Source organism: Selenomonas sp., assembly GCF_057272215.1.
Genome location: NZ_DBHIUY010000002.1, coordinates 147,429 through 171,455, shown reverse-complemented (window position 1 = coordinate 171,455; position 24,027 = coordinate 147,429). Strand labels below are relative to the sequence as shown.

Here is a 24,027-nt window from a genome sequence, read left to right as displayed (position 1 = left end):
ATGAGCCGACCCAAAGGGAAAGGAATTTTTGATGCAAAATAAATACATTCGCAACTTTTCGATCATCGCACATATCGATCATGGCAAATCGACGCTCGCCGACCGCCTCATTGAAAGCACGGGTACATTGACCGAGCGTGAAATGGAAGCGCAGGTGCTCGACAACATGGAGCTGGAACGTGAGCGCGGCATCACGATCAAGGCGCAGACCGTGCGGCTGCACTATCGCGGCAAGGACGGCGAGGTCTATGAACTCAATCTCATCGACACGCCGGGTCACGTCGATTTCACCTATGAGGTGTCGAGAAGCCTCGCTGCCTGCGAGGGGGCGCTGCTCGTCGTCGATGCGGCGCAGGGCGTCGAGGCACAGACGCTTGCGAACGTCTATATGGCGCTGGAGCATGACCTTGAGATCATTCCCGTCATCAACAAGATCGATTTGCCGAGCGCTGATCCCGAGCGCGTCAAGGAGGAAATCGAGGAGGCGATCGGGCTTGACGCATCCGAGGCGATTCTGACATCGGCGAAGACGGGCGCGGGCATCGAGGAGATCTTAGATGCCATCGTCGAGCGCATCCCGCCGCCCTCCGGCGAGGACGATGCGCCGCTTCGCGCCTTGATCTTCGACTCGTACTTCGACTCGTACAAGGGCGCGATCGCGCATGTGCGCCTGATGGAAGGCTATATCAAGAAGGGCATGGAACTGAAGATGATGGCGACGGGCAAGACCTTCGAGGTGACCGACGTCGGCTGCTTCCGTCCCGCGCCTGCAGAACTCGGCGAGCTGACGGCGGGCGAGGTCGGTTTCGTCGCGGGCAGCTTGAAGAACGTGCGCGATGTGCTTGTCGGCGACACCGTGACGAGCGCGAAGAACCCTGCGCCGGAACCTTTGCCCGGCTATCGCGGCGTGACGCCGATGGTTTACTGTGGACTTTATCCCGTGGACAGCGCCGACTATGACAACTTGAAGGATGCGCTCGAAAAGCTGCAATTAAACGATGCTGCGCTGATCTTCGAGCCGGAGACGTCGATTGCGCTCGGCTTCGGCTATCGCTGCGGCTTTTTGGGACTTCTGCACATGGATGTCATACAGGAAAGGCTTGAGCGTGAGTACGGCATGAAGCTCATCACGACCGCGCCGTCCGTTATTTACCACGTCCACAAGACAAACGGCGAGATGCTCAAAGTTGACAACCCGTCGAAACTGCCGCCGCCGACAGGGATTGACTTCATCGAGGAGCCGTTCGTCAAGGCGACGGTCATCGTGCCGAAGGATTATGTCGGTCCCGTCATGGAAGTCTCGCAGGAAAAGCGCGGCACCTTTGAGAGCATGGACTACCTCGACACGAACCGCGTCATGATTATCTACCATATTCCATTGAGTGAGATCATCTACGACTATTTCGACCGTCTGAAGTCGACGACGCGCGGCTACGCTTCGCTCGACTATGAGCTGGCCGACTATCGTCAATCGCGGCTCGTGAAGCTCGACATTCTCTTGAACGGCGATCCTGTCGATGCGCTCTCGACCATCGTCCACGCCGACCGCGCTGCGACGCGCGGCCGCCAGCTCGCGCAGAAGCTCAAGGAGATCATCCCGCAGCAGATGTTCGAGATTCCGATCCAGGCGGCGGTAGGCAACAAGATCATCGCGCGAGAGAACGTGCGTGCCATGCGAAAAGACGTGCTCGCCAAGTGCTACGGCGGCGACATATCGAGAAAGCGCAAGCTGCTCGAAAAGCAGAAGGAAGGCAAGAAGCGCATGAAGGCGGTCGGCAGCGTCGAAGTGCCGCAGGAAGCCTTCATGGCGATTCTGAAGATCGACTGATTCCCGCGAGGTCCTGCGATTCCTTTTGCTGCGGGAACTGCCGAGCGGCGGAGACAAGCGAGAATCCGGAAGGAAAAGGGGGCTCCGGCATGGGCGATTTCGGCGTGTATGTTCACATTCCCTTCTGCCGCCGCAAGTGCTTTTACTGCGATTTCCCCTCATACGCAGGAGAAGAGCAATGGATGAGCCGCTATCGAAAAGCCCTGTGCCGCGAGATTGCGGCGCAGGGCTGTCGTCGTTTGCAGGAAGGAGCGGTGCGTACCCTCTACATCGGCGGCGGCACGCCGACGGCGCTTTTGGCAGACGACCTTCTCGCTGTCATCTGCGCCCTGCGCGAGAGCTTTCGACTGATGGGCGGGGAGGAATTCACCGTCGAAGCGAACCCCGGCACGGTGGACGCGGCGCTTCTCAAGCGGCTCTTGGCGGCGGGCGTCAACCGTCTGAGCTTCGGCGTGCAGTCGTTTTCCGACGCGCTGCTCTCTGCCATCGGGCGCATGCATACGGCGCGGGAAGCGGAAGATGCTGTGCGCATGGCGAAAGAAGCAGGATTTCGCGTGAGCCTCGACCTCATGTACGGACTGCCTGGACAGACGCTTGCCGATCTCAAAGACAGTGTGGCGCGAGCCGCTGCGCTCGACATCGGTCACATCTCCGTCTATGGACTTGTCGTTGAGGACGGCACGCCGTTCGCCCGCATGGAAGAGACGGGACGGCTTCATCTGCCGACGGATGACGAGTGCGGCGATATGTACGACTATATCACGGCGGAACTGCCGCGCCTCGGCTATCATCGCTATGAGATCTCGAATTACGCGAAAGCGGGTGAAGAGAGCCGCCACAACCTCGCCTATTGGCAGGACGTGCCCTACATCGGTCTCGGCGCAGCGGCGCACTCGTATTGGCGAGGGCGGCGCATGGAGAACGAGAAGGGTCTTTGCCGCTACATCGCCTGCATCGAGGCGGGACTGTCGCCTGCGAGGGAAGAAAAGCCTTGCTCGCGCGAAAGCCACATCGAAGAATTCGCCTTCCTTGCGCTTCGCACGGCGTATGGCATTGATAAATGCCGCTTTCGCGAGACATTCGCCTCGGATGTGCGCGAGGTCTACGGCGGAGTGATCGCGCGATTGCAGACGGCGGGACTTGTCGAAGAGACGGCGGCGAGCATTCGGCTGACGGCGCAGGGCATGAAGTTCGGCAACCGCGCCTTTGAAGAATTTTTGTTGGAGAGGGATGAAATTCATGGGGAAGAATGATTACGAAACGCCCTTGGACGCTGAAGGATGGGGCGAGCTTTACAATGAAGCGATGTTGGAGCGGGTCGTATAAATGGTGCGGAACGATATGCTTATGTCATGGAGCCGCAAGATGATTGCGATGACGCAGCCCGGTGATCGTGTGCTGGAAATCGGCTGCGGCAGCGGTGAGACATCTTTGGCGCTTGCTTTGGCAGGACGGCGTGCGACGGCGCTCGACTATTCGAAGGCGAGCGTCGCCTTGGTGCAGCGTGCGGCGGAAGTGCTGGGCATCTCTCTTGATGTGCGTCTCGTCGATGCGACACAGAAGCTGCCCTTTCCCGATGGAAGTTTTGACTTTGCCTTTCAAGCGGGTTTGCTGGAACACTTTCAAAAAGAGGAGCGCATTCGCCTTCTCGACCTTTGGCGTCCTGTTTGTCGCACAATGATATCCATGATACCTAACGCACATTCCCTCGCCTATCATGCGGGAAAATATATGATGGAAAAAGCGGGCGTCTGGCCGTGGGGCTTGGAGATGCCGCAGGATTCTCTGCTCGATGAGTTTTTGCTCGCAGGCTATGGCAATGTTCGCGAGGATACCATAGACGCTATGCATGCAGTGCAGGCGTTTCTGCCCGAGGGGCATTATCTGCGCATAGCATTGGAGCGCTGGTTCACGGAGAATCCTGATGCGGGCATCATGGGGCAGGGGTATCTGCTCCTTACCGTGGGAGAAAATCTAGGGAATCACTGATAAATTCAGCCGCCCATCTTCACACATCTACGCGGTCCTCTCGTCGTCGACAATTCCTCGACGTAGCACCGCTACGCCTGCGGTTTGTCTCCTTACTGAGTCGTCCAAGAGCCAAGTCCGAAGGACGCAGGCGATTGGGCAACGGCTCGTATGCGAAAACGTCCCAAGAATGCAAGCGCGAAGTGCGCCGCATGATTGGTCGACGTTGACCGCCATAGGCACAGCGCATCTGTGCAAATCTGGGCAACTTCATTTTATCAGCGTTTCCCTAGAGCTATAGGAAAGCGCAGTCGTGTTTCCTTAAAGTTTCTTAGGGATTTTACGATAATAATAGAAAGGAAAGGAGCGATTTCGATGGATATGAGCATAGCGGCGATGTCGGTCGATATGAACCAGGCACGCTTTACGCAGCAGCTTGGCATCTCTGTCATGAAGATGGCGATGGATACGACGGAAGAAGCTGTGGGCGAGATGTTGGAAAGTCTCGACCCTGCGGTCGGCAACAATATTGATATCTCGGTATGAAAAAGGGGGTTGCTGCACAAAATGTGCGGCAGCCCCTTTTTGCTGTATTCAATCGTTTTTACAGAAGCCTAGCCAATCGGTCTGCACCTTTGGCTTGACCTCTTGGACTTTCATGGGAAAACTTTTTTGCGAAAGACAAAAAAGATGTTGACTTTTTGACTTTTGTCGTGTATATTTGACTCATGGGTTAGCACTCAAGACGATTGAGTGCTAACAGCATGAGCTACACGCACAAACGTCCACTTTGTGGACAAAAGTGCGCCGCCCTTAATGAAAGTTAGCCAATCAGCCTGCGCCTTTGGCTTGGCTTCTTGGACTTTCATAGTAAACTACACGCACTAAAAAAATTTTCTCAGAGGAGGTGTGAGAATGCTTGATGAAAGGAAGCGGCGCGTTTTGCGGGCGGTGGTCGATGACTACATCTCGTCGGCGGAGCCTGTCGGTTCGCGCACGGTGGCGCGGCGGCACGATCTCGGCGTCAGTCCGGCGACGATTCGCAATGAGATGGCGGATCTTGAGGATATGGGCTACTTGGAGCATTTGCACACGTCCTCGGGGCGAATCCCGTCATCGAAGGGGTATCGCCTCTATGTGGACGATCTGCTCTCGCCCACGCCGATTGACGCGCGTGAGAGGGCGCTGATCGATCAATGGTATCGAAAGCGCGTGAAGCGCATCGAGAGCGTCTTTCAGGAAACGGCGAAGATCATTTCGCGTGTGACGAAGAATCTCGCACTCGTACTTGCGCCGCAGCTTGCCGAGGCTTCTTTTCGCACGCTGCAGTTTCTGCCGCTCGGCGAAGGGCGCGTCATCGCCGTCTTGATGACGGACGCAGGCTTCGTGGAGAACCGCGTCGTCAAGATGCCGAAGGGTGCGCGGTTCCAAGATTTCCAGCGCATGGCGGAAGTCATCAACCGATGTCTGTCGGGCGAGAAGCTTTCTTCCATCGGTGCAGCCGCCTTGAAGCGTATACGCGCCGAGGTCATGGATGAGTCGCTTTATCAGGCAGCGTTGGAGCTGATCTACGAAGCGCTCGACGAGGAGCGAAAGGAGCAAAGGCTCTACCTCGGCGGCACGACCGAGATGCTTGCGCAGCCGGAATTTCGCGATGTGGCGCGTGTACGCTCGATTCTCTCGATGCTCGAAGAGGAAGATTTCGTCAAAGGGGTCTTGCAGAAGAAGGCGCGGGAAGGGCTTGTCGTCACGATCGGCCGCGAGAACGAGTACAGCGGCATCGAGGATTGCAGCATCATTCGCGCGACGTACCACTTGGACGGCGAGTGCCTGGGTACGATCGCCGTTTTAGGGCCGACGCGCATGGAGTACGGCAAGGCGATGGCGCTCTTGGGTTATCTGAACCGCCATATCGCTGCGCTCGTGCAGCCTTTCCGCTGGTAGCGGCATAGCATGAAATACGAGGTGAAGGGAATGCCATCATTCATGAAGGATGAGTTGAAGAAGAAGGACGAGGAAAAGCTCGAAGAGATGAAGCGCGAGATCGACGAGGCAGAGTTGGCGGGAGAAGCAGCGGACGATACTGGCGAGGAGACTGCCGAAGGGAGCCATGAGGGTACCGAAGAGGCGGAAAATGGCGCGGACGATCCGGCGAAGCGTGCGGAAAAGCTCGAAGCCGATCTGGCGGAAAAGGACGCACAAATGCTGCGCCTGCGCGCGGACTTCGACAACTTCCGCCGCCGTTCGGCGAAGGAGCGCGAAGAGCTTGCCGCCGTCGTCACGCAGGGCATCCTCACGGATATGCTGCCGCTTCTTGATAACTTCGAGCGTGCGCTTTTAGCCGAAGGTTCTGGCCTCGACAGCTTCCGCGCAGGCGTCTCCATGATCTACAAGCAGATGACAGAAGCGTTCGCGAAGAACGGCTTGGAGGTCATTGATACAAAGGACAAGAAGTTCGATCCGAATTTCCATCAGGCGGTCATGCGCGTGCAGGATCCCGAGAAGGAGGACGATACGATCGAGCAGGAGCTGCAAAAAGGCTACATGGTAAAGGGGCGCGTCATACGTCCGAGCATGGTGCAGGTCGTTTCAAATTAAGGCAAATAGAGGAAACTCTTTTTATAGATATGAACATTTAGGAGGAATTCATCATGGCAAAAGCAATCGGCATCGATTTAGGTACTACGAACTCCGTCGTCTCCGTCATGGAGGGCGGCAAGCCCGTCGTCATCACGAATCCGGAGGGCAGCCGCCTGACGCCGTCCGTCGTCGGCTTCACGAAGACGGGCGAGCGTCTCGTCGGTCAGCTCGCCAAGCGGCAGGCGGTATCGAACCCCGACCGCACGATCGCGTCGATCAAGCGTCACATGGGTGAAAAAGACTACAAGGTTTCCATTGACGGCAAGGACTACACGCCGCCGGAGATCTCGGCGATGGTTCTGCAGAAGCTCAAGGCGGATGCGGAAGCCTACCTCGGCGAGACGGTGACGCAGGCGGTCATCACGGTGCCGGCGTACTTCAACGACAGCCAGCGCCAGGCGACGAAGGACGCGGGCAAGATCGCGGGTCTTGATGTCCTGCGCATCGTCAACGAGCCGACGGCGGCTTCGCTGGCGTACGGCGTCGACAAGGGCGGTGAGCATACGGTTCTCGTCTTTGACTTGGGCGGCGGCACGTTCGACGTCTCGATCCTCGAACTCAGCGAGGGTATGGTCGAGGTCAAGGCGACGAGCGGCGACACGCACTTGGGCGGCGACGACTTTGACCACGCCGTCATGAACTGGATGGTCGAGGAGTTCAAGAAGGAGAACGGCATTGATCTCTCCGCTGACAAGATGAGCGCACAGCGCCTTCTGGAAGCGGCAGAAAAGGCGAAGATCGAGCTTTCGAGCATGATGGAGACGCCGATCAATCTGCCGTTCATCACGGCGGACGCCACGGGGCCGAAGCATCTTGATTTGAAGCTCACGCGCGCCAAGTTTGATGAGCTTACGCACGATCTCGTCGAGCGCACGATGGGGCCGACGCGTCAGGCGATGTCGGATGCGGGTCTTTCGGCATCGGACATCGACAAGGTTCTTCTCGTCGGCGGTTCGTCGCGCATCCCTGCCGTGCAGGAAGCCATCAAGGGCTACTTCGGCAAGGAGCCGGATCGCAGCGTGAACCCGGACGAGTGCGTTTCCATCGGCGCGGCGATTCAGGCGGGCATCATTGTCGGCGAGGTCAAGGACATGCTGCTCCTCGACGTCACGCCGCTCTCTCTGGGGATTGAGACCTTGGGCGGCGTTTCGACGAAGCTCATCGAGCGCAATACGACGATTCCTGTCCGGAAGAGCCAGGTCTTCTCGACGGCGGCGGACAACCAGCCGTCGGTTGACATCCACGTCCTGCAGGGCGAGCGCGAGATGGCTGCGGGCAACAAGACGCTCGGACGCTTCGAGCTCTCCGACATCCCGCCGGCGCCGCGCGGCGTTCCCCGCATCGAGGTCGCCTTCGACATCGACGCGAACGGCATCGTGCACGTCTCCGCGAAGGATCTCGGCACGGGCAAGGAGCAGAAGATCACGATCCAGTCCGACAGCGGCATGAGCAAGGACGACATCGACCGCATGGTCAAGGAAGCGCAGGCGCATGAGGCGGAGGACAAGAAGCAGAAGGAGACCGTAGAGGTCAGAAACCGCGCCGATTCGGCTGTCTATCAGGCGGAGAAGGCGATTAAGGATCTCGGCGACAAGGTCGACAAGGCGAAGGCGGACGAAGTGCAGGCGGCGGCCGACAAGGTCAAGGAAGCGCTGAGGGGCACGGATACGGACGCCATCAAGAAGGCGACGGAAGAGCTGGAAAAGCCGCTCTATGAGATGAGCGCGGCGGCGTACCAGCAGGCGGGCGGCGCAGAAGCCGCAGCAGGCGCGGGTGCAGCTCCCGGTGCAGGTGCGGCGGACGCAGGTGCGAAGAGCGAGGACGACAATGTCGTCGACGCCGAGTACACGGAAGTCAAGGACGACAAGAAATAAGCGTAAGAAGTGACGGAGAGTGTGGAGCGTGGAGTTCATGCTCCGCACTCTTTTGACGATAAAGGACAGGCGCACTGAGCGCTGTGAGGTGTTTATTGTGAGCGAGAAACGCGATTACTATGAGGTGCTCGGCCTCTCCAAAGGCGCTTCGGATGCGGACATCAAGAAGGCGTTCAAGAAGATGGCGCGCAAGTACCATCCCGATTTGAACCGCGACAACCCGAAGGAAGCCGCCGAGAAGTTCAAGGAGGTCAACGAGGCCTATCAAGTCCTCTCCGATCCGCAGAAGAAATCGACGTACGATCAGTTTGGCCACGCGGCGTTTGACGGTGCGGGCGGCGGAGCGGGAGGCGCAGGGGGCTTCGGCGGTTTCGGCGGCGGCTTCGGCGGCTTTGGCGGCGGCATGGGCGGTTTCGGCATGGACGACATCATGGACGCCTTCTTCGGCGGCGGCGGTCGCCGCCGCGGGCCGAAAGGCCCTGAGCCGGGCAACGACCTGCGCTACGACTTGGAAATCACCTTCGAAGAAGCGGCGTTCGGCAAGGAGGTCGAGCTGACGGTTCCGCGCACGGAGAACTGTGACGCATGTCACGGCACGGGCGCTGCCGAGGGAACGAAGCCCGAGACGTGTCCCGACTGCCACGGCACGGGTCAGGTGCAGAAGGCACAGCGCACGCCGCTCGGCAATTTCATGACCTCGCGTCCGTGCAGCCGCTGCGGCGGCACGGGGCAGGTCGTCAAGAATCCATGCAAGAAGTGCGGCGGCACGGGTCACACGCGCGTCAGCCGCAAGATCGAGGTCAAGATCCCTGCGGGCATCGACGAGGGGCAGCGCGTGCGCATCTCGGGCGGCGGCGAAGCGGGGCAGCGCGGCGGCCCGAACGGCGATCTCTACGTCTATATCTATGTGAAGCATCACAAGCTGTTCAAGCGGAGCGGCGCGGACGTCATCAGCGAGGTGCCGATCTCCTTCGTGCAGGCGGCGCTCGGCGATACGATCGAAGTGCCGACCATCGACGGCAAGGCGGAACTGAAGATTCCTGCGGGCATCCAGTCGGGCACGGTGCTGAGGATGCGCGGCAAGGGCATCCCGCATCTAAGAGGCACGGGGCGCGGCGATCAGCATGTGCGCGTCAAGGTCTTGACGCCGCAGAAGCTTACGAGCAAGCAGAAGGACGCCTTGAAGGCATTCGGCGACCTATGCGGCGAAAGTGTCAATCCCGAGCAGAAGACGTTCAAGGATACGCTGAAGAGTTTCTTTAAGTGATCCGGATGGAGCCGTGATTCCTTAAGGCGTTTGCTGCAGGATGAAGTGCGCTTTTTCGGGAATACGGTGATCGAGGGAGTCGCTTCGGCGGCTCCTTTTTTGCATCCTTTGCGTGCGGATGAAGAAAAAATTTCGTATGTTGTAAAAGACAGGGATATTTTCCTTTGCATGGTTGACGCAGCGTCGTCTCTGTAGTAATCTACTGAGGAATAAAAGGAAGAGGAAACAGCAGGATGTTGGGGGTGCAGGCTTGATTCGCGTGGAAAATCTCGTAAAGGAGTTTCGTCATACGGATGCGGCGGGAAAAGCAGCGGTAAAGCGAGCGGTGGACGGTCTTTCGTTCGCCGTTGCACGCGGAGAGATCTTCGGTCTTTTGGGGCCGAACGGCGCGGGTAAGACGACGACGATTCGTATGCTGACGATGCTTACACAGCCGACGTCGGGCAGGATCTTTTACGAGGGGAAGCCGCTTTTTGGCAATGAAGCGGCGATCAAAGAGCTGATCGGCGTCGTGCCGCAGCAGGTGAACTTCGACCAGGATCTGACGGCGGGCGAAAATCTTGAGCTGCACGCGCGGCTGCACCACATAGGAGCGGCACAGCGCCGCGCACGCATCGAAGAATTGCTGGATTTCGTCGAGCTTGCAGGTGTGCGGCGCGATCCTGTGCGGCGTCTGTCTGGCGGCATGAAGCGCAGGCTTCTCATCGCCCGCGCTCTTGTGCATCAGCCGCGGATCCTCTTCCTCGACGAGCCGACGGTCGCACTCGATCCGCAGGTGCGGCGGCGCATTTGGGAGCTGATTCGCCGCATGGCGCACGAGGGTGTCACCGTGCTCTTGACGACGCACTACATCGAGGAGGCGGAGAATCTTTGCGCCCGTGTCGCCATCATGAATCGCGGGCGTCTCGCAGCGCTCGATGCGCCCACAGTCCTTTCTGAGAGCCTCGGCAGCTTCGTCGTCGAGTGGGACGGCGAGAGAGGGCGAGAGTACCGTTATTTCGCCGAGCGCAGGGATGCCGCAGCGTTTGCTGCATCGCTCGACGGCGCGGCGAGCATACGGCGCTCGAATCTGGAAGATGCTTTCATCGAGCTTACAGGGCGAAAGGAGGGGCTGTAAGTGCTCTATGATATATGGACAGTATTCTGGCGCGATTGGATCGTCCTGAAGCGTCGCTTGACGAAGTTCATCTTGAGCCGGATGGTCGCGCCTTTCCTATACCTCATCGCTTTCGGCTGGGGGCTTGGACGCAGTATCACGGTTTCTTCGGGGACATATCTCGATTTTCTTGTGCCGGGTATTCTTGCGCTCAACTCCATGAACATCAGTTTCAACAGCGTGATTCCCGTACACGCCGAGCGCATTTATCATAAAAGCCTTGAAGAGTATCTCGTCGCGCCGATTCGCCCGACAGCGTTTGTCATCGGCAAGGTGCTGGCGGCTGTGCTGCGCGGTCTTATTTCTTCTGCGATCATTCTCGCGCTTGCCTATGGTTTTGGTGCAGCGCTTGCACTGTCGCCGCTCTTTTTGCTCGTGCTTGTGCTGAATTGTGTGATCTTCGCTGAGATCGGCTTCATCGCGGCGATGAAGATCGAGACCTATGAGGAGATGGGGCAGGTCAATACATACGTCCTGCTGCCGATGTCGTTCCTCTGCGGCACATTTTTTTCGACGCAGGCGCTGCCGGATCTCGTGCGCGTGTTCATCGAGGTTTTGCCGCTCACGCATACGAGTGTGCTCCTGCGTACACTCGCGGGCGGCGGGGCGGGTGCGGCTCTGTCTTTTGGCGTACTCACCCTGTACGCGCTCGGATGCTTTTGGCTTGCGAGGCGGTCGTTTTTGCAGCTGACGCGTTAGGGAAACACGGATAAATTCAGCTCCCATCTTTGCAAATCTGGGCGACTTCATTTTATCAGCGTTTCCCTAGGTATACTCCTGTGTTTAGAAAGAGGATCCCCTGTGTTTAAGAATATTTTACATCACCATGCGCGTTCGGCGGACGACTGCGGGCACCTTTGCTGCACGAAGGTCGAGGACTTCGCCGTATCTTTCGGACGGGCGGAAATTTTTTCGGGTGTGAATCTGCACGTTCACTGCGGGCAGCTTACCGCGCTCATCGGGCCGAACGGCGCAGGCAAGTCAACGCTTCTTCGCGCGATCCTTGGGGAAGTGCCGCACAAAGGAAGACTCTCCTATACGGATGCGGCGGGAAAGCGTGCGGGACATCCCGTCATCGGCTATGTGCCGCAGTATTTGCGCTTCGACGTGAGTTCGCCGACGAGTGTCATGGACATCTTCATGGCATGTCTTTCGCGCCGTCCCGTATGGCTCTTTCCGACGAAGTCTCTGCGCCCTCGCGTCTTAAAAAGCCTTGCGCGCGTGCGTGCCGAGCATCTCATTGATCGACGGCTCGGTGCGCTGTCGGGCGGTGAACTGCAGCGCGTGCTTCTTGCGCTCGCGCTCGATCCCGCGCCGGATCTTCTGCTCCTCGATGAGCCTGTCTCGGGCGTCGATCAGAATGGCTTGGAGCTTTTCTATCAGCTCGTCGCCGAGCTTCGCGCTGAGGAGGACATGGCGATCATTCTGATCTCGCACGATCTGAATCTCGTCGCGAAGTACGCCGATCAGGTCGTGCTGCTCGATCATGCGGTCGTCGTGAGCGGCACGCCCGCCGAGGTCTTTGGCGACGTGCGCACGAAGAAGATCTTCGGTATGCTTGCGGGTGCAGATTTGCAGGAGATGGCGGCAGATGTGCCCGCTGCGACGCAGAGCAAAGGGATGCCGAAGCAGGAAAGGACAGAAAAAGAGAGCGGGGAGATGCACTGATGGAAGTTCTCTATGCGATTCTTGCCGCGCTGCCCTTCGATTGGCTGCAGCACGGCTTCATGAAGAATGCCTTTCTCGCCGTGCTGCTCGTGACGCCGCTTTTCGGGCTTCTGAGTACGATGGTCGTGTCGAACCGCATGGCATTCTTCTCGGACTCTCTGGGACACGGCGCTTTCACGGGGCTTGCCGTCGGCGTCCTTTTGGGGTGGCTCTCGCCGCTTCTCTCGCTCGTCGCCTTCTCCATCGTCTTTGCACTTCTCATCACCTATATCAAGAGCCGCAGCAGCACATCGACGGACACGATCATCGGCGTCTTTTCCTCGACGGGCATTGCGCTCGGTTTGATGCTTATGAGCCGCGGCGGCGGTTTCAACAAATATTCCTCGTACTTGATCGGTGATCTTCTTTCGATCGCGCCCGAGGAGATCGCTTCGCTCTTTCTCGTCTTTCTCGCTGTCATTCTCGTCTGGGCGGTCATATTCAATTCGCTGCTCGTGCTCTCGATCAACGCATCGTTCGCCCGAAGCCGCGGCGTCGCCGCTTTCTTCACGGAGGCGCTCTTCGCCTCGGTGCTCGCCGTCGTCGTCGCCGTCAGCATCCAGTGGGTCGGGCTTCTCATCATCAACTCGCTGCTTGTGCTGCCTGCCGCTGCCGCGAGAAATATCGCGCAGAACGTCAAGAGTTACCATCTGCTGTCTGTCGCCGTCGCGCTCTTTTCGGGCGTTGCGGGGCTCGTGCTCGCTTACTATTGCAATATGGCGGCGGGTGCGAGCATCGTCGTCGTCGCCGCCGCCGTTTTTTTTCTCACGCTGCTGCTTAAGCCGTACTTTGTGCGGTAAAGCCGCGCTCTCGCGGCAGTTCGGGCTTCGCGGCGGTTCGCCGCACATAGGAGGTGCCCGGTTTGCAATTCTATACCTATGCTTACATCGTGCAGCACAGTCAGATCAACGACGTCGTGCAGTATAGCCTGTCCTTTCTCGCGCTCTTCGCGCTGCTTTTTGCTATCATCAAGTATCTGCGCAACCGCCTCGTCACGCGCTATCGCGACCTCATCGTCATCCTCTTCCTCGCCGTCGCTTTTCTGGGCGGCGCACAGTGGAACAGCTTCAGCCAGACGAAGAACGACCGCGAGCAGACTTCGCGCATGGCGGGCTTCCTGCACAGCCTTGGAGAAGAGATGCAGGTAGAGCCTGAGGAGATTCGCACGAACTCCACGCACTTGAAGCAGGGGCTTCTCGTCGAGGTGCGGGGCAAGTATTACGAGATCACGTTCAACAGCGATTTTACGTCCTTCAAGTATGAGGAGACACATCTGATGACGCGCGACGTGAAGCTGCTGGATAAGGATTCGTAGGAGGGAAACGGCATGTTCATATATTCGATGGTTTTGGCGAAACTCGCGCTCGGGCTTTTGTGCCTTGTGCTGCAGATCAACCTTCTCGGCAAAGGGAACCTTGCGCCGAGCTCCGCGACGGATCAGGTGCAGAACTACGTTCTCGGCGGCATTATCGGCGGCGTCATTTACAACGACAGCATCTCCGTTCTGGATTTTCTTCTCGTGCTCGTTGCATGGACGATGCTCGTCCTCATCCTGAAATACATGAAAGCGACCAGTGCGCCCGTCAAATCGTTTATTGACGGCAGTCCCGTGCGCATCATCGAGCGCGGCAGACTCAACGTAGAAGAGTGTATGCGCCACGGTCTTTTGGCGCACGACATCCATCTGAAGCTGCGCATGGCAGGCGTCTACTTCGTCAAGGACGTCAAGCGAGCCGTCCTGGAGCAGAACGGTCAGCTTACGGTGATTCAATACGGCGAGCAGAACGCACGTTATCCTGTCATTGTCGATGGGCAGGTGGACGACGATGCTCTGGAGATCGCCGACAAGGACAGGATTTGGCTCGATGCGGCGCTCAGAGAGCAGGGCTATGAGCTTAAGGATGTCTACATCGGCGAGTATAAGGAAGGTGCGCTCACGGTATACCCGTATGATGCACGGGCATAAATAAGAATTGACATTTCCTATGGAAAAGTGATATATTACATTTAATGCGCTCGTAGTCCAGTGGATAGGACGTTAGCCTCCGGAGCTGAAAGCGTGGGTTCGACTCCCGCCGAGCGCACCATTGGGTGATTTGAAGGAGGGCGCGGTTTCGCGCCCTCTTTATCGTATGGAGCTTATGCTGCGAGAGGTGGGATGTGCGATGAATGAAAAGGCGAGTGCGGCGATGCGCACCTTCCTTGAAGCGATGGGACTTGACCTCGCGGCGCACGGCATGGAAAAGACGCCGGAGCGCGTGACGGAGATGTTCGAGCTGCTTTTTTCAGGCTGCGGAGAAGATGCGTCTCTAGCCTGGGGCGAGCTGTTCGAAACAAAAGCGCATGGTTTGACGGCAGTGCAGCATATTCCGTTTTACTCGCTGTGCGAACATCATCTCGTGCCGTTTTTCGGCGAAGTGCATATCGCCTATTTGCCGAAGGTCGGCAGGATTGCAGGCTTCAGCAAATTCGTCCGCGTCGTAAGTATTCTTGCAAGAAGGCCGCAGCTGCAGGAGCGCTTTACGCGCGAGATTGTCGATGCGGTGATGGCGGGGCTTTCGGCGGACGGCGCACTCGTCGTCGTCGAGGCGCGTCAACTCTGTATGATGATGCGCGGCGAGCTTGCGCCGCGCACACGCACGCTGACCTCGGAGGCGGGCGGCAAGGTCGCTGAGGATGCAGCGCTTCGGAAAGAAGCGTGGGAGCTTTTGATGCGAGGGGCAAAGGAGTGATGGGGATGAAAGCGAAGCGGCATTACCGGCTGCCGTCGGGCAAGGAGCTGACCATCGGCGACGGGACGCTCGTCATGGGTATTTTGAATGTGACCCCCGATTCCTTTTCGGACGGCGGCAAGTGGAACACGCTGGACAAGGCGCTTGCTCATGCCATGCAAATGGTCGAGGACGGCGCGGCGATCATCGACGTCGGCGCGGAGTCGTCGCGCCCCGGCTTCATCCCTGTATCGGCGGCGGCTGAGATCGCGCGTCTTGCCCCCTTTTTGGAGCATATAGCGCCGAAGATTCCCGTGCCGATCTCCATTGATACGTTCAAGGCGGAGACGGCGCGTGAGGCCGTGCGGCTTGGTGCGGACATCTTGAACGATATATGGGGTCTGCAGTACGCGGCGGAAGAACGCGGCGCGATGGCTCGCATCGCAGCCGAATACCACGCGCCCGTCGTCGTCATGCACAATCAGGCGCGCACCGAGTACCGAGAGGACATCGTCGCCGCCATGCAGGCGTTCTTTCGCGAGAGCTTGGCGATTGCCTCGGAAGCGGGTGTGGCTGCGGATCAGGTGATCTTTGACCCCGGCATCGGCTTTGGCAAGACGCCGGCGGCGAACATCGAGGTGCTGCATCGTCTGCGTGAGCTGTGCGCACTGGATGGAGAGCCGTATCCGCTGCTCTTGGGGGCGAGCCGCAAGAGTTTCATCGGCTATGCGCTCGATCTGCCTGTAGAGGAGCGGCTCGAAGCGACGGGCGCGGCGGCGGTGCTCGGCGTCGCCGCCGGCGCATCCATCGTGCGCGTGCACGACGTCAAGGAGATCGTGCGCATGTGCCGCATGGCAGACATCATCTTGGAGGGCAAAAAGCATGGACAGGATTGAGATTTCGGGTATGGAGTTCTTCGGCTGTCATGGCTGCTTTGCCGAAGAGCGGCAAAGCGGGCAGACATTTCTCGTCGATGTCGTACTCCATCTCGACCTGCAGGAGGCGGGGCGGACGGACGATCTTGAAAAGAGCGTCGATTATGCGGCGGTCTTTGCCGATGTGCGCGAGGTCGTCGAGGGCGCGGCGAAGAATCTCATTGAGGCGGTGGCGGAAGAAGTCGCGGCGAGACTGCTCGAACGATATGCGCTCTCTCGTGTCGAGGTCGCCGTGCATAAGCCGGCGGCGCCGATCAAGGGGGCGTTCCGCGACGTCTGCGTGCGCATGGAGAGGAGCCGCGCATGAGCGATGAAGCGACGAAGCGTGAGCCTGCCGCTGCAGTCGGACAGCCGCACTGTCGTCCCGGCTGTGCCCCTCGGCCTTATCTCGTCTATCTGAGCCTTGGCGCGAATCTTGGCGACCGCTGTGCATCCCTGAAGCGTGCGCTGCGTCTTCTTTCGCATATCGAGGGAACGCAGCTCATGCGCGTATCCTCTTTTTATGAGACGCCGCCTTGGGGCGAGACGAATCAGCCCCCGTTTCTCAATGCCTGCGCCGTCGTCCGAACGCATCTGCTGCCGCTTCTCCTGCTGCGCGCTGCCCAGCGCATTGAGCGTGCGCTCGGCCGTGTGCGCAGGGAGCATTGGGGACCGCGCATGATCGACATCGATCTGCTTTTCGCCGAAGGCTATACGAGCGCTGCGCCGGAGCTTCGCTTGCCGCACCCATACCTGCACGAGCGAGCGTTTGTCCTTGTGCCGCTTTATGAGATCGAATCTGGGCTTATCGTCCAAGAAAAGCGCATAGATGAGTGGCTTGAGCGCTCGTCGGATGCAAAGGTTTGCCGAAAACGGTTTCGTGCCCCATCTTTATAAATATGAAAGAAATTCATGTGCGTAATGATAAGAAAAGCTATCTTTTTCTGTTAATACATGGTAGAATAGACATGGTTAATTGTAATTTCATGAGAAGTACGCCAAAGGGTTTGGATGGCGCGTCTGTCCTCTCCGTGGTATTCTAGGAGGGTAAAGCATGGCTAGGTTCAGTATGGCAGAAGCGCGTCAGCTGGAGAAAAACCTTGCGCCGATATACGACCTCGTTCGCTTTGTTGATGCAAAGGCTTGCAAGGTGCTTTATTTTGAGGAAGACGGAACCGTGCGCAGCGAAGGCCGCTGTTTCAACACTTGGGGCAGGGAGCATCGCTGTCGTCATTGTACGAGCTTTTGCGCCGATCAGTCACAGAAGAAGATGGAAAAGGATGAGGTTTCGAACGATCATATCTATCATGTTCTTTCGACGCCGATTGAGGTGGAGATGCCAGATAAGAGCATTTTCCACTGTGCGATGGAGCTTGTGACGAATTATCCGCGCAGCGCCGCCGCGCGCGAGATGCGCGACCGCGATGTGCTGCAGATTCTCTCGCGCGTCAAGGATACGGCACATGCGGGCGTCTTGTGCTTCAACGTAGAAGATTCCTGCATCTATGCAAACCTTGAGGCGTACCGCCTGTTTCAGGTGCCGCCCGGCGAGATGGAGCTTCTGCGGCGCTTCTTCGCCGCATGGCTCAAGGATGAAACGTGGGAAAGCCCGTGGGAAAGCGTTGCGTCATGGGAGCAGGATTTTTTTCTCGAAGGAGAGAAGTTCATCTATCGGGTAACCATGGCGAAGCTCTTCGACGCCGACGGTCGTTACAAGGGATACTACTATGCCGTTCGTGACACGCATACGGAGTCCGAGAAGGAGAGCGCGGAGCTTTCCTGGTCGCGCGACAAGCTCACGGGACTGTACGACCGCGAGGGCTTCTACGGCGCTGTGCGCGAAGAGCTTGACTACGGCGTGAAAGGCGGACGCTACATCATCTGCTCGAACATCAAGGATTTCAAACTCGTCAATGAGCTCATGGGCGAGGAGAAGGGCAATGAGATCTTGAAGAGCCTGGCGGAATTCTTCTCCGATCTCGCTATGGATTCGGGCGCTGCAGGTCGGCTGCATGGCGATCATTTCGCCGCTTATGTTGACAAGGAACGCTTCACGGAACATGACCTGCGGGAAGGTCTTGAGCTTTTGAGCAGGACGTTTGACAGCAGCACGTTCAAGCTGAGCATCCATCTGGGCATCTATGAGATCCAAGAGGTGCAGATGCCCATCGCCGTCATGTGCGACCGCGCACATCTCGCGCTCTCGCTCGTACACAGCGAGAACGGCAACAAGGTGGAGTTCTACAATGACGCGCTCATGGAGCGCACGCTGCGCGAGAAAGAGATCTTGGGCAGTTTTGACGATGGGATATTGGAACGGCAGCTTGCCGTCTATCTGCAGCCGCAGGTATCCGCCGAGGGGGAGCTTCTCGGCGCGGAAGCGCTCGTGCGCTGGAATCATCCGGAAAAAGGTATCCTTGTGCCCGGGCAGTTCATCGGCATCTTGGAGAATGCAGGGCAGATCCATCGTCTCGATCAGTATGTCTGGGAAGAAGCGGCGGCAATCCTGAAAAGCTGGCAGGGCACGGAAAAGGAAGGGCTGACGATATCCGTCAATATTTCCGTCAACGATATGCTTCATCTCGATATCTACCAGACAGTGACGGACATTGTGAAGCGGTACGGCATCGACCCCAAGCAGCTGAAGCTGGAGATCACGGAGACGGCGCTCATGAGCGACATCGACAAGTATCGCAAACTCATCGCCCGCCTCCAGGGCGCAGGCTTCGAGGTGGAAATCGACGACTTCGGCAGCGGCTATTCCTCGCTTTCGATGCTCAAGGACATCGAGGCGGACATCCTGAAAATTGATATGGGTTTCCTGCGTCAGACAGGCAACACCAAGCGCAGTTCCGTCATCTTGAACGCCGTCATCGCTATGGCGAAATGGCTCGGGATGCGCGTCATCACGGAGGGCGTGGAAACGAAGGAGCAGGTCGAGCATCTGCGGTCGCTCGGCTGCGACATGTTCCAGGGCTATTTCTTCGCGAAGCCCATGCCGGTTGCGGAGTTTGAGGCAAAGTATTTTTGCAAGAGCGCCGGTTGAGAAAAGAGCGGCAAGCCGGTTCGCTGTTTTTTCGGCGAAGAGCGTCCTGCCGTGCGGGAGGAATATTGGAAATGAAAAAGAGTCGGATGAAGCGGGCAGGGCGGCGGACGGCTGCTCTTGCCGTCGGCTTTTTGGCAGGAATGAGCGCGGACGCGCTCGCTGCGCGCGTCGATCCACAGGAGCTTGAACAGCTGCGCGGTGTTGTCGGTATGCTGCTCGAAGATGTCGAGGAGTTTTACCATGTGACGATTTTGATTGAAGCATTTCTGATCTTCATGCTCCTCGCTTTGATCATCTTGGGGATTGTCGGCTATACCAAGCTGAAACGGGAGGTTCGCGATCTGCGCCGTCATGTTTATGGCGAGGAGGCTTTCGAGCCGGAGCCGCAGGAAGATTTGGCGTCCCCCTTCGAGCCTCTGCCCGTGGTTGAGCCGGAGCCGGAACCGGCGGTGCGAGCTGCGCCCGAGAAAGTGCTGACGCCGCTGGAACGCTTCATGGAAGCATACGGCGAGGCGAACGGCATAGAGGATGCGGCGCTGCGCGAAGCTCGACTCAGCAGCCTTTTGGCGGAGTTCCCCATCCAGACGTTCACCTGCACGAATCCCGAAGCGCGAAAGCTCGACCCGAACGCACCGCCGACTTTTGAATCGCGCGACGAGGGCGACTTCTGGGCGCTTAAGAAGGACGGCGATGCAGACGATTATCACGTCGTGCCGAATCCGGCGCTCATCTATAATGAGGAGCGTCATCGCTTCTGCGGCATGAAGGAAGCCTTTGCATCCAACTATCAAGAAGGCAAGGAATATACGCACATGACGCTCGACGCTCCCGCGCGCTTCAATCTGATGGGAAAACTTTGGGCGCCTCTGCGTCCCGGTAAGATCACGCTCTCAGGAGAGCGTGAAGCATAGAGAAAACCTCCGGCAGGAAAGGTCGTCTCCTGCCGGAGTTTTTCTGTTTCAGGAATGGGGGATAAAATGAAGTTCGTCAGATTGTCGCAAGTATCTATACATATAAGTATTTACTTGGCAGATATTTGCGACGGTTGTTCTTATGAAGAAAATTTATCGAAGAGGACCGTCAAAGCTGCTTTATTTTAATTAAAATCTAATCTAATCTAATCTAATCTAATCTTGACATACAAGTTATGAGTGCATTATTATTCCTTATGGAAGTATAAGATAAAATTATTTTATACTATATGTTTTCTTTATCGTTCATGGGAGGAATATGATGCGAAGTTTTTGCAAGAAATGGAAGAAGAGCAGGTACAGCCTTTTGACGGCAGGTGTTTTGTTGAGCTTGGGCATCAGCTCGTCTGCCTTAGCGGCGGAGCAGACCGGTACGGAGTTCAATCAAGGGCGTATAGATGGAAAATTTACATTGAGCGGTGATTTTAAGAAATACAAGGTTTGGGACAACAGCAGAAAAACGTATGAATTTGGCAAAGACAGCATATTGAATGTGAGGTCTATCACGGGCGAAAGCAATCTGATCCGACTCAATGCGCCGGATGTCACGCTCACGCTGAATTCCAAGGACGAGTACGGCGTGCAGAGTTATTGCGGACGCCACTTCAAAGCAGGTCACAATTACAAAAAGGTCAAGGATGTCAATATCACGGTAAAAAAACTCATACTCAATGTGGATTCAACCAAGATGAGCGGCGGCGGCAAAGAGACCTTCGGTATCGTCTGTGCGTCCGATCAGACAAAGAATGCGACCGTTACCGTGAACGGTGATGTTGATATTAACGTGAAGAGCAAATATTATAAAGATCCCGATGCGACGGGCGAGGTGGATCCGACATTCACCAACGGCATCGCTACTACGCATCACGGCAATGTCGTAATCAACGGCAATGCGAAAATCCATGTGCGCGTACCGGAGCAGGCTGCAGCTTCGGAGCATCGTCCGCCGGCGTTTTTGCGGCACTACTACGTCAACGGAATTTTTGCGGGACTGAACTACGATAATGATAAAGCGGGCAGTCGCGTCACAATCAACGGGGATGCTGATGTTGACGTCGATGGTACGGGCGTTCATGCCGGTGGTCGTTCGCTCATCACGATCAAAGGCGGCGGTGTGATACGAACGCAGAAGGATGATAATTTGCCGCACTTTTCCTTAAATGCGGAAGAGGGTGTCATTCACATGAATGTGCGTCTCGATGCCGCAGGGAATGTCATAGGCGCCGGCGATCGTTCAACCAAAATCTATGGAAATATCGGTCTCATTGATCGTGAAGAAGATACGGGAAAGATCACAGGAACTTCGCCGACGACGATTAACTTGGGTTTGACAACGGCGGATTCTGTTTTTCATGGCGTTGTATTGGACGACTTCAAAGAGCATGGCAAGAATGAGCCGGACAAAAAGGCGATTCGTGAAAATACGGGACTGCGTATGTACCTGCAAAACGGCGCCGAGTGGCATAATGCCGCGTGGGGCGCGATGCTGCCCGAAACACCTTGGCGCGGCGTAACGCATAAATTCACGGGCAGCAAGGTGCTTTCTCTTATGGGCGGCGCGACGCCGGAGGCGGCAGGACGCATTTTCCAGGAAGATGAGCGCCCGATTCAAGTGGAAAAGTACAGTGGCTATACGCAGGTGCTATATAAGCATGATGCAGCCGATCCGACGAAGATTCAAGGCGGCGACGTCGTGATCAAGAAGGCTGCAGCGGGAAGCGGCATCACCCTGCGCACCGACGCTGCAGGACTCGATACAAGCTCAGGTGCGCCGGAGGATAAGAACAAGGTCAATGCAGCGCTCCATGCCTTGGCGCAGAAGCTCTTCTACAGCGCCTATAAAGATGGGGAAGAGAATCTCAAAGGTAAGGTGGAGATCGCAGAAGGTCTGACGACGCCGAGCGCAGCGCTTCGCACCGAAAGTATGACCTATAAGCGCGAGAACGGGCAGGGGCAATATGCCTATCAAGAGCTGCCGCCCTCTGTCACCTATGGTCCGAGTGAAACCGTGATCATGAGAGAGACGAAAACGGCGTTGACCGCAGGTGCTTTGGCATGGCGTAACAACAACAACGATCTTGCGCGGCGCATGGGTGAGCTGCGTTTGAAGAATGCGGAGCGCGGCGCATGGGTCAAATATTTGGGCGGCAAGACGTTCATGAACGATCAAGGCGTCGATATGAGTCAGAGCTATGGCATCGTACAGGTGGGCTATGATCGTGACGTCAAGGATTGGACGGTTGGCGCGCTCGTTGACTACGGCAAGATGAAGAGCAGCAGTGCAGGCTCCAGCGCCGATGACCGCCTTGTGGGATTGGCGGTTTATGGCGTCAAGCAGCAGAAGGATGGCTCGTATCTCGACCTTATCGTGCGTGCCAACCGCCTGAGCGGTGATTTTACCGTGCGTAACAGCGCCGTCGAATTGCAAGGGGATCATAAGAACTTTGGCATTTCAGCGAGTGCAGAATACGGCAAACGCTTTGCGCAGCCCGGCGGCTTTTATATCGAGCCGAGCGCCGAGCTGACGTTGGGGCATCTGCAGGGCGATGACAGCACCGCACGCAACGGCAGCAATATCCTGCATGTGCGCCAGGATGCTTTCAACAGCGCTGTCGGCAAGCTGGGACTTGGGATCGGTCAGGAAACGAAAGCGAGCAACGTATTTTTGAAGCTGGGTCTGGCGCATGAATTTGCCGGCGACCTTGATGTGCGCTATCATGAGCCGGGCTATACGCCGAAGAGCACGCATGTTTCCTTGAAAGATACATGGATGGAGCTGGAAGCGGGCGGCAGCGTTCTTTTGAGCGACAGGGCGTATGCTTATACCGGCTACACAAGATCGTTCCGTACAGATGTTCATGATCATTGGCGTGTGGACGCAGGCGTGCGTTTCAGCTTCTAAGCGCTGAGACGTAGATTCCGCAGGGAAATCCGGCGAGCAGCAAGATATATAAAGGACTGTTCATGTGTCGAATTCGACGCATGAACAGCCCTTTTTGTATGGGTTCTTCGCGTATATTATGCTTGGAAGTCTTCGACTTCGGCTGCACCGTGCTCGGGAAGCTCTTCGAGGAGCAGCGCTGCCGCATCGATCCAGTCGCCTTCAAACGATTCGATCTTGCCGGCGTCGCAGAGTGCGGCGAGCTTCGGCTCGATCGGCAGACGCGCGAGAAGCGGCAGGTAGTAGTCGCGGGCAATCTCTTCGATATGGCTGTCGCCGAAGATTTTATGCTCCTTCGAGCAGTCAGGGCATTTGAAGTACGCCATGTTTTCGACGATGCCGAGCACGGGGGCGTTCATTAGAGCCGCCATTTTAACAGCCTTTTCGACGATCATGGAGACGAGTTCCTGCGGCGAGGTCACGACGATGATGCCGTCGATGGGCAGCGATTGGAGTACGGTCAAGGGAACGTCGCCCGTTCCCGGCGGCATGTCAACGAAGAGATAGTCCTCATTTTCCCAGACGACGTCCTGCCAGAACTGCTGCACGACGCCGGCGACGATGGGACCGCGCCAGACGACGGGGTCGGACTCGTCTTTCAAAAGCAGGTTGATCGACATGACGTCGATGCCGCCCGCGCTCTTCAAGGGTCGAATGCCCGCAGAATCGGCGGATGCCTTCTGCACCGCACCCTTGACACCGAAAACTTTTGGGATCGAAGGCCCCGTGATGTCAGCGTCGAGCACGCCGACGCGATGCCCGCGCCGCGCCATCGCGGTCGCGAGAAGTGCGGTGACGAGCGACTTGCCGACGCCGCCTTTGCCGCTCATGACGGCGATGACGCGCTTGACGCTGCTGCGTTCGTTCGGCGGGGTCAAAAGGCTCTGCGGCTCCTGCTGTGCGCTGCCGCAGCCGCCTGCTGAAGAACAGCTGCTGCATCCGCTGCTGCTGCAATTTTCACTCATGATGAATCTCTCCTTTATCATGGAAACTTTATCTGCTTA

The 24,027-nt window shown here is 57.3% G+C and carries 22 protein-coding genes and 1 tRNA gene; 22 read left to right on the top strand and 1 reads right to left on the bottom strand.

Features of this window, described 5'->3' with window-relative positions:
* Window positions 1-31 precede the first annotated feature (31 nt).
* From lepA to ACO5Z0_RS02620, 22 genes are all read left to right on the top strand, one after another.
* A complete protein-coding gene (gene lepA, locus ACO5Z0_RS02725) occupies window positions 32-1,828 on the top strand; it encodes a translation elongation factor 4 (protein WP_485649177.1) in 1,797 nt (598 codons plus the stop codon).
* 89 nt (window positions 1,829-1,917) lie between these two features.
* Window positions 1,918-3,081 carry a radical SAM family heme chaperone HemW gene (gene hemW, locus ACO5Z0_RS02720; RefSeq protein WP_485649111.1) on the top strand — a complete coding sequence of 388 codons (1,164 nt, stop codon included), beginning with the start codon at window positions 1,918-1,920 and terminating at the stop codon, window positions 3,079-3,081.
* Between the two features lie 73 nt (window positions 3,082-3,154).
* The gene (locus tag ACO5Z0_RS02715; RefSeq protein WP_485649110.1) at window positions 3,155-3,817 is read left to right on the top strand and encodes a class I SAM-dependent methyltransferase; all 663 of its coding nucleotides are present in this window, start codon (window positions 3,155-3,157) and stop codon (window positions 3,815-3,817) included.
* 354 nt (window positions 3,818-4,171) lie between these two features.
* Window positions 4,172-4,342 carry a YjfB family protein gene (locus tag ACO5Z0_RS02710; protein WP_485649108.1) on the top strand — a complete coding sequence of 57 codons (171 nt, stop codon included), beginning with the start codon at window positions 4,172-4,174 and terminating at the stop codon, window positions 4,340-4,342.
* A gap of 369 nt (window positions 4,343-4,711) precedes the next feature.
* Window positions 4,712-5,740 carry a heat-inducible transcriptional repressor HrcA gene (gene hrcA, locus ACO5Z0_RS02705; protein ID WP_442673845.1) on the top strand — a complete coding sequence of 343 codons (1,029 nt, stop codon included), beginning with the start codon at window positions 4,712-4,714 and terminating at the stop codon, window positions 5,738-5,740.
* Window positions 5,741-5,770: 30 nt separating this feature from the next.
* Entirely contained in the window at window positions 5,771-6,394 is a 624-nt protein-coding gene (gene grpE / locus ACO5Z0_RS02700) for a nucleotide exchange factor GrpE (RefSeq protein ID WP_485649107.1), read from the top strand.
* Between the two features lie 53 nt (window positions 6,395-6,447).
* A complete protein-coding gene (gene dnaK, locus ACO5Z0_RS02695) occupies window positions 6,448-8,310 on the top strand; it encodes a molecular chaperone DnaK (RefSeq protein WP_485649106.1) in 1,863 nt (620 codons plus the stop codon).
* 97 nt (window positions 8,311-8,407) lie between these two features.
* The gene (dnaJ, locus tag ACO5Z0_RS02690) at window positions 8,408-9,577 is read left to right on the top strand and encodes a molecular chaperone DnaJ (protein WP_315410592.1); all 1,170 of its coding nucleotides are present in this window, start codon (window positions 8,408-8,410) and stop codon (window positions 9,575-9,577) included.
* A 250-nt stretch (window positions 9,578-9,827) separates the two neighbouring features.
* A complete protein-coding gene (locus ACO5Z0_RS02685) occupies window positions 9,828-10,694 on the top strand; it encodes an ABC transporter ATP-binding protein (protein ID WP_485649105.1) in 867 nt (288 codons plus the stop codon).
* Window positions 10,695-11,432, top strand: coding sequence for an ABC transporter permease (locus ACO5Z0_RS02680; RefSeq protein ID WP_485649104.1), 738 nt, complete (start codon window positions 10,695-10,697; stop codon window positions 11,430-11,432).
* 102 nt (window positions 11,433-11,534) lie between these two features.
* Window positions 11,535-12,401 carry a metal ABC transporter ATP-binding protein gene (locus ACO5Z0_RS02675; RefSeq protein WP_485649103.1) on the top strand — a complete coding sequence of 289 codons (867 nt, stop codon included), beginning with the start codon at window positions 11,535-11,537 and terminating at the stop codon, window positions 12,399-12,401.
* Complete coding sequence (locus ACO5Z0_RS02670; RefSeq protein ID WP_485649101.1) at window positions 12,401-13,240, top strand: metal ABC transporter permease; 840 nt, start codon at window positions 12,401-12,403, stop codon at window positions 13,238-13,240. Before ACO5Z0_RS02675 ends, ACO5Z0_RS02670 begins: the two co-directional genes overlap by 1 nt.
* Before the next feature lie 62 nt (window positions 13,241-13,302).
* On the top strand, window positions 13,303-13,755 hold the full coding sequence (locus ACO5Z0_RS02665) for a DUF3290 domain-containing protein (RefSeq protein ID WP_442676623.1): 453 nt from the start codon (window positions 13,303-13,305) through the stop codon (window positions 13,753-13,755).
* Window positions 13,756-13,767: 12 nt separating this feature from the next.
* Window positions 13,768-14,406 carry a DUF421 domain-containing protein gene (locus ACO5Z0_RS02660; RefSeq protein WP_485649099.1) on the top strand — a complete coding sequence of 213 codons (639 nt, stop codon included), beginning with the start codon at window positions 13,768-13,770 and terminating at the stop codon, window positions 14,404-14,406.
* A gap of 46 nt (window positions 14,407-14,452) precedes the next feature.
* Window positions 14,453-14,527, top strand: a tRNA-Arg gene (locus ACO5Z0_RS02655).
* A gap of 78 nt (window positions 14,528-14,605) precedes the next feature.
* Window positions 14,606-15,172 carry a GTP cyclohydrolase I gene (gene folE / locus ACO5Z0_RS02650; RefSeq protein ID WP_485649175.1) on the top strand — a complete coding sequence of 189 codons (567 nt, stop codon included), beginning with the start codon at window positions 14,606-14,608 and terminating at the stop codon, window positions 15,170-15,172.
* A 5-nt stretch (window positions 15,173-15,177) separates the two neighbouring features.
* The gene (folP, locus tag ACO5Z0_RS02645) at window positions 15,178-16,047 is read left to right on the top strand and encodes a dihydropteroate synthase (protein WP_485649098.1); all 870 of its coding nucleotides are present in this window, start codon (window positions 15,178-15,180) and stop codon (window positions 16,045-16,047) included.
* Complete coding sequence (gene folB / locus ACO5Z0_RS02640) at window positions 16,034-16,393, top strand: dihydroneopterin aldolase (protein ID WP_485649097.1); 360 nt, start codon at window positions 16,034-16,036, stop codon at window positions 16,391-16,393. Before folP ends, folB begins: the two co-directional genes overlap by 14 nt.
* Window positions 16,390-16,962: a 2-amino-4-hydroxy-6-hydroxymethyldihydropteridine diphosphokinase gene (folK, locus tag ACO5Z0_RS02635; protein WP_485649096.1), complete on the top strand. Its 573-nt coding sequence runs from the start codon at window positions 16,390-16,392 to the stop codon at window positions 16,960-16,962. The genes folB and folK overlap by 4 nt, the downstream gene beginning before the upstream one ends.
* A 157-nt stretch (window positions 16,963-17,119) precedes the next feature.
* Window positions 17,120-19,111 (top strand): EAL domain-containing protein, encoded by a 1,992-nt coding sequence (locus tag ACO5Z0_RS02630; RefSeq protein WP_485649095.1) that lies wholly within the window; start codon window positions 17,120-17,122, stop codon window positions 19,109-19,111.
* 71 nt (window positions 19,112-19,182) lie between these two features.
* Complete coding sequence (locus ACO5Z0_RS02625; RefSeq protein WP_485649094.1) at window positions 19,183-20,022, top strand: LapA family protein; 840 nt, start codon at window positions 19,183-19,185, stop codon at window positions 20,020-20,022.
* Between the two features lie 322 nt (window positions 20,023-20,344).
* Window positions 20,345-22,984: an autotransporter outer membrane beta-barrel domain-containing protein gene (locus ACO5Z0_RS02620; protein WP_485649093.1), complete on the top strand. Its 2,640-nt coding sequence runs from the start codon at window positions 20,345-20,347 to the stop codon at window positions 22,982-22,984.
* A 116-nt stretch (window positions 22,985-23,100) separates the two neighbouring features.
* Here the strand turns inward: ACO5Z0_RS02620 and ACO5Z0_RS02615 are convergent, their stop codons facing one another.
* On the bottom strand, window positions 23,101-23,988 hold the full coding sequence (locus ACO5Z0_RS02615) for a P-loop NTPase (protein WP_485649092.1): 888 nt from the start codon (window positions 23,986-23,988) through the stop codon (window positions 23,101-23,103).
* Window positions 23,989-24,027 lie beyond the last annotated feature (39 nt).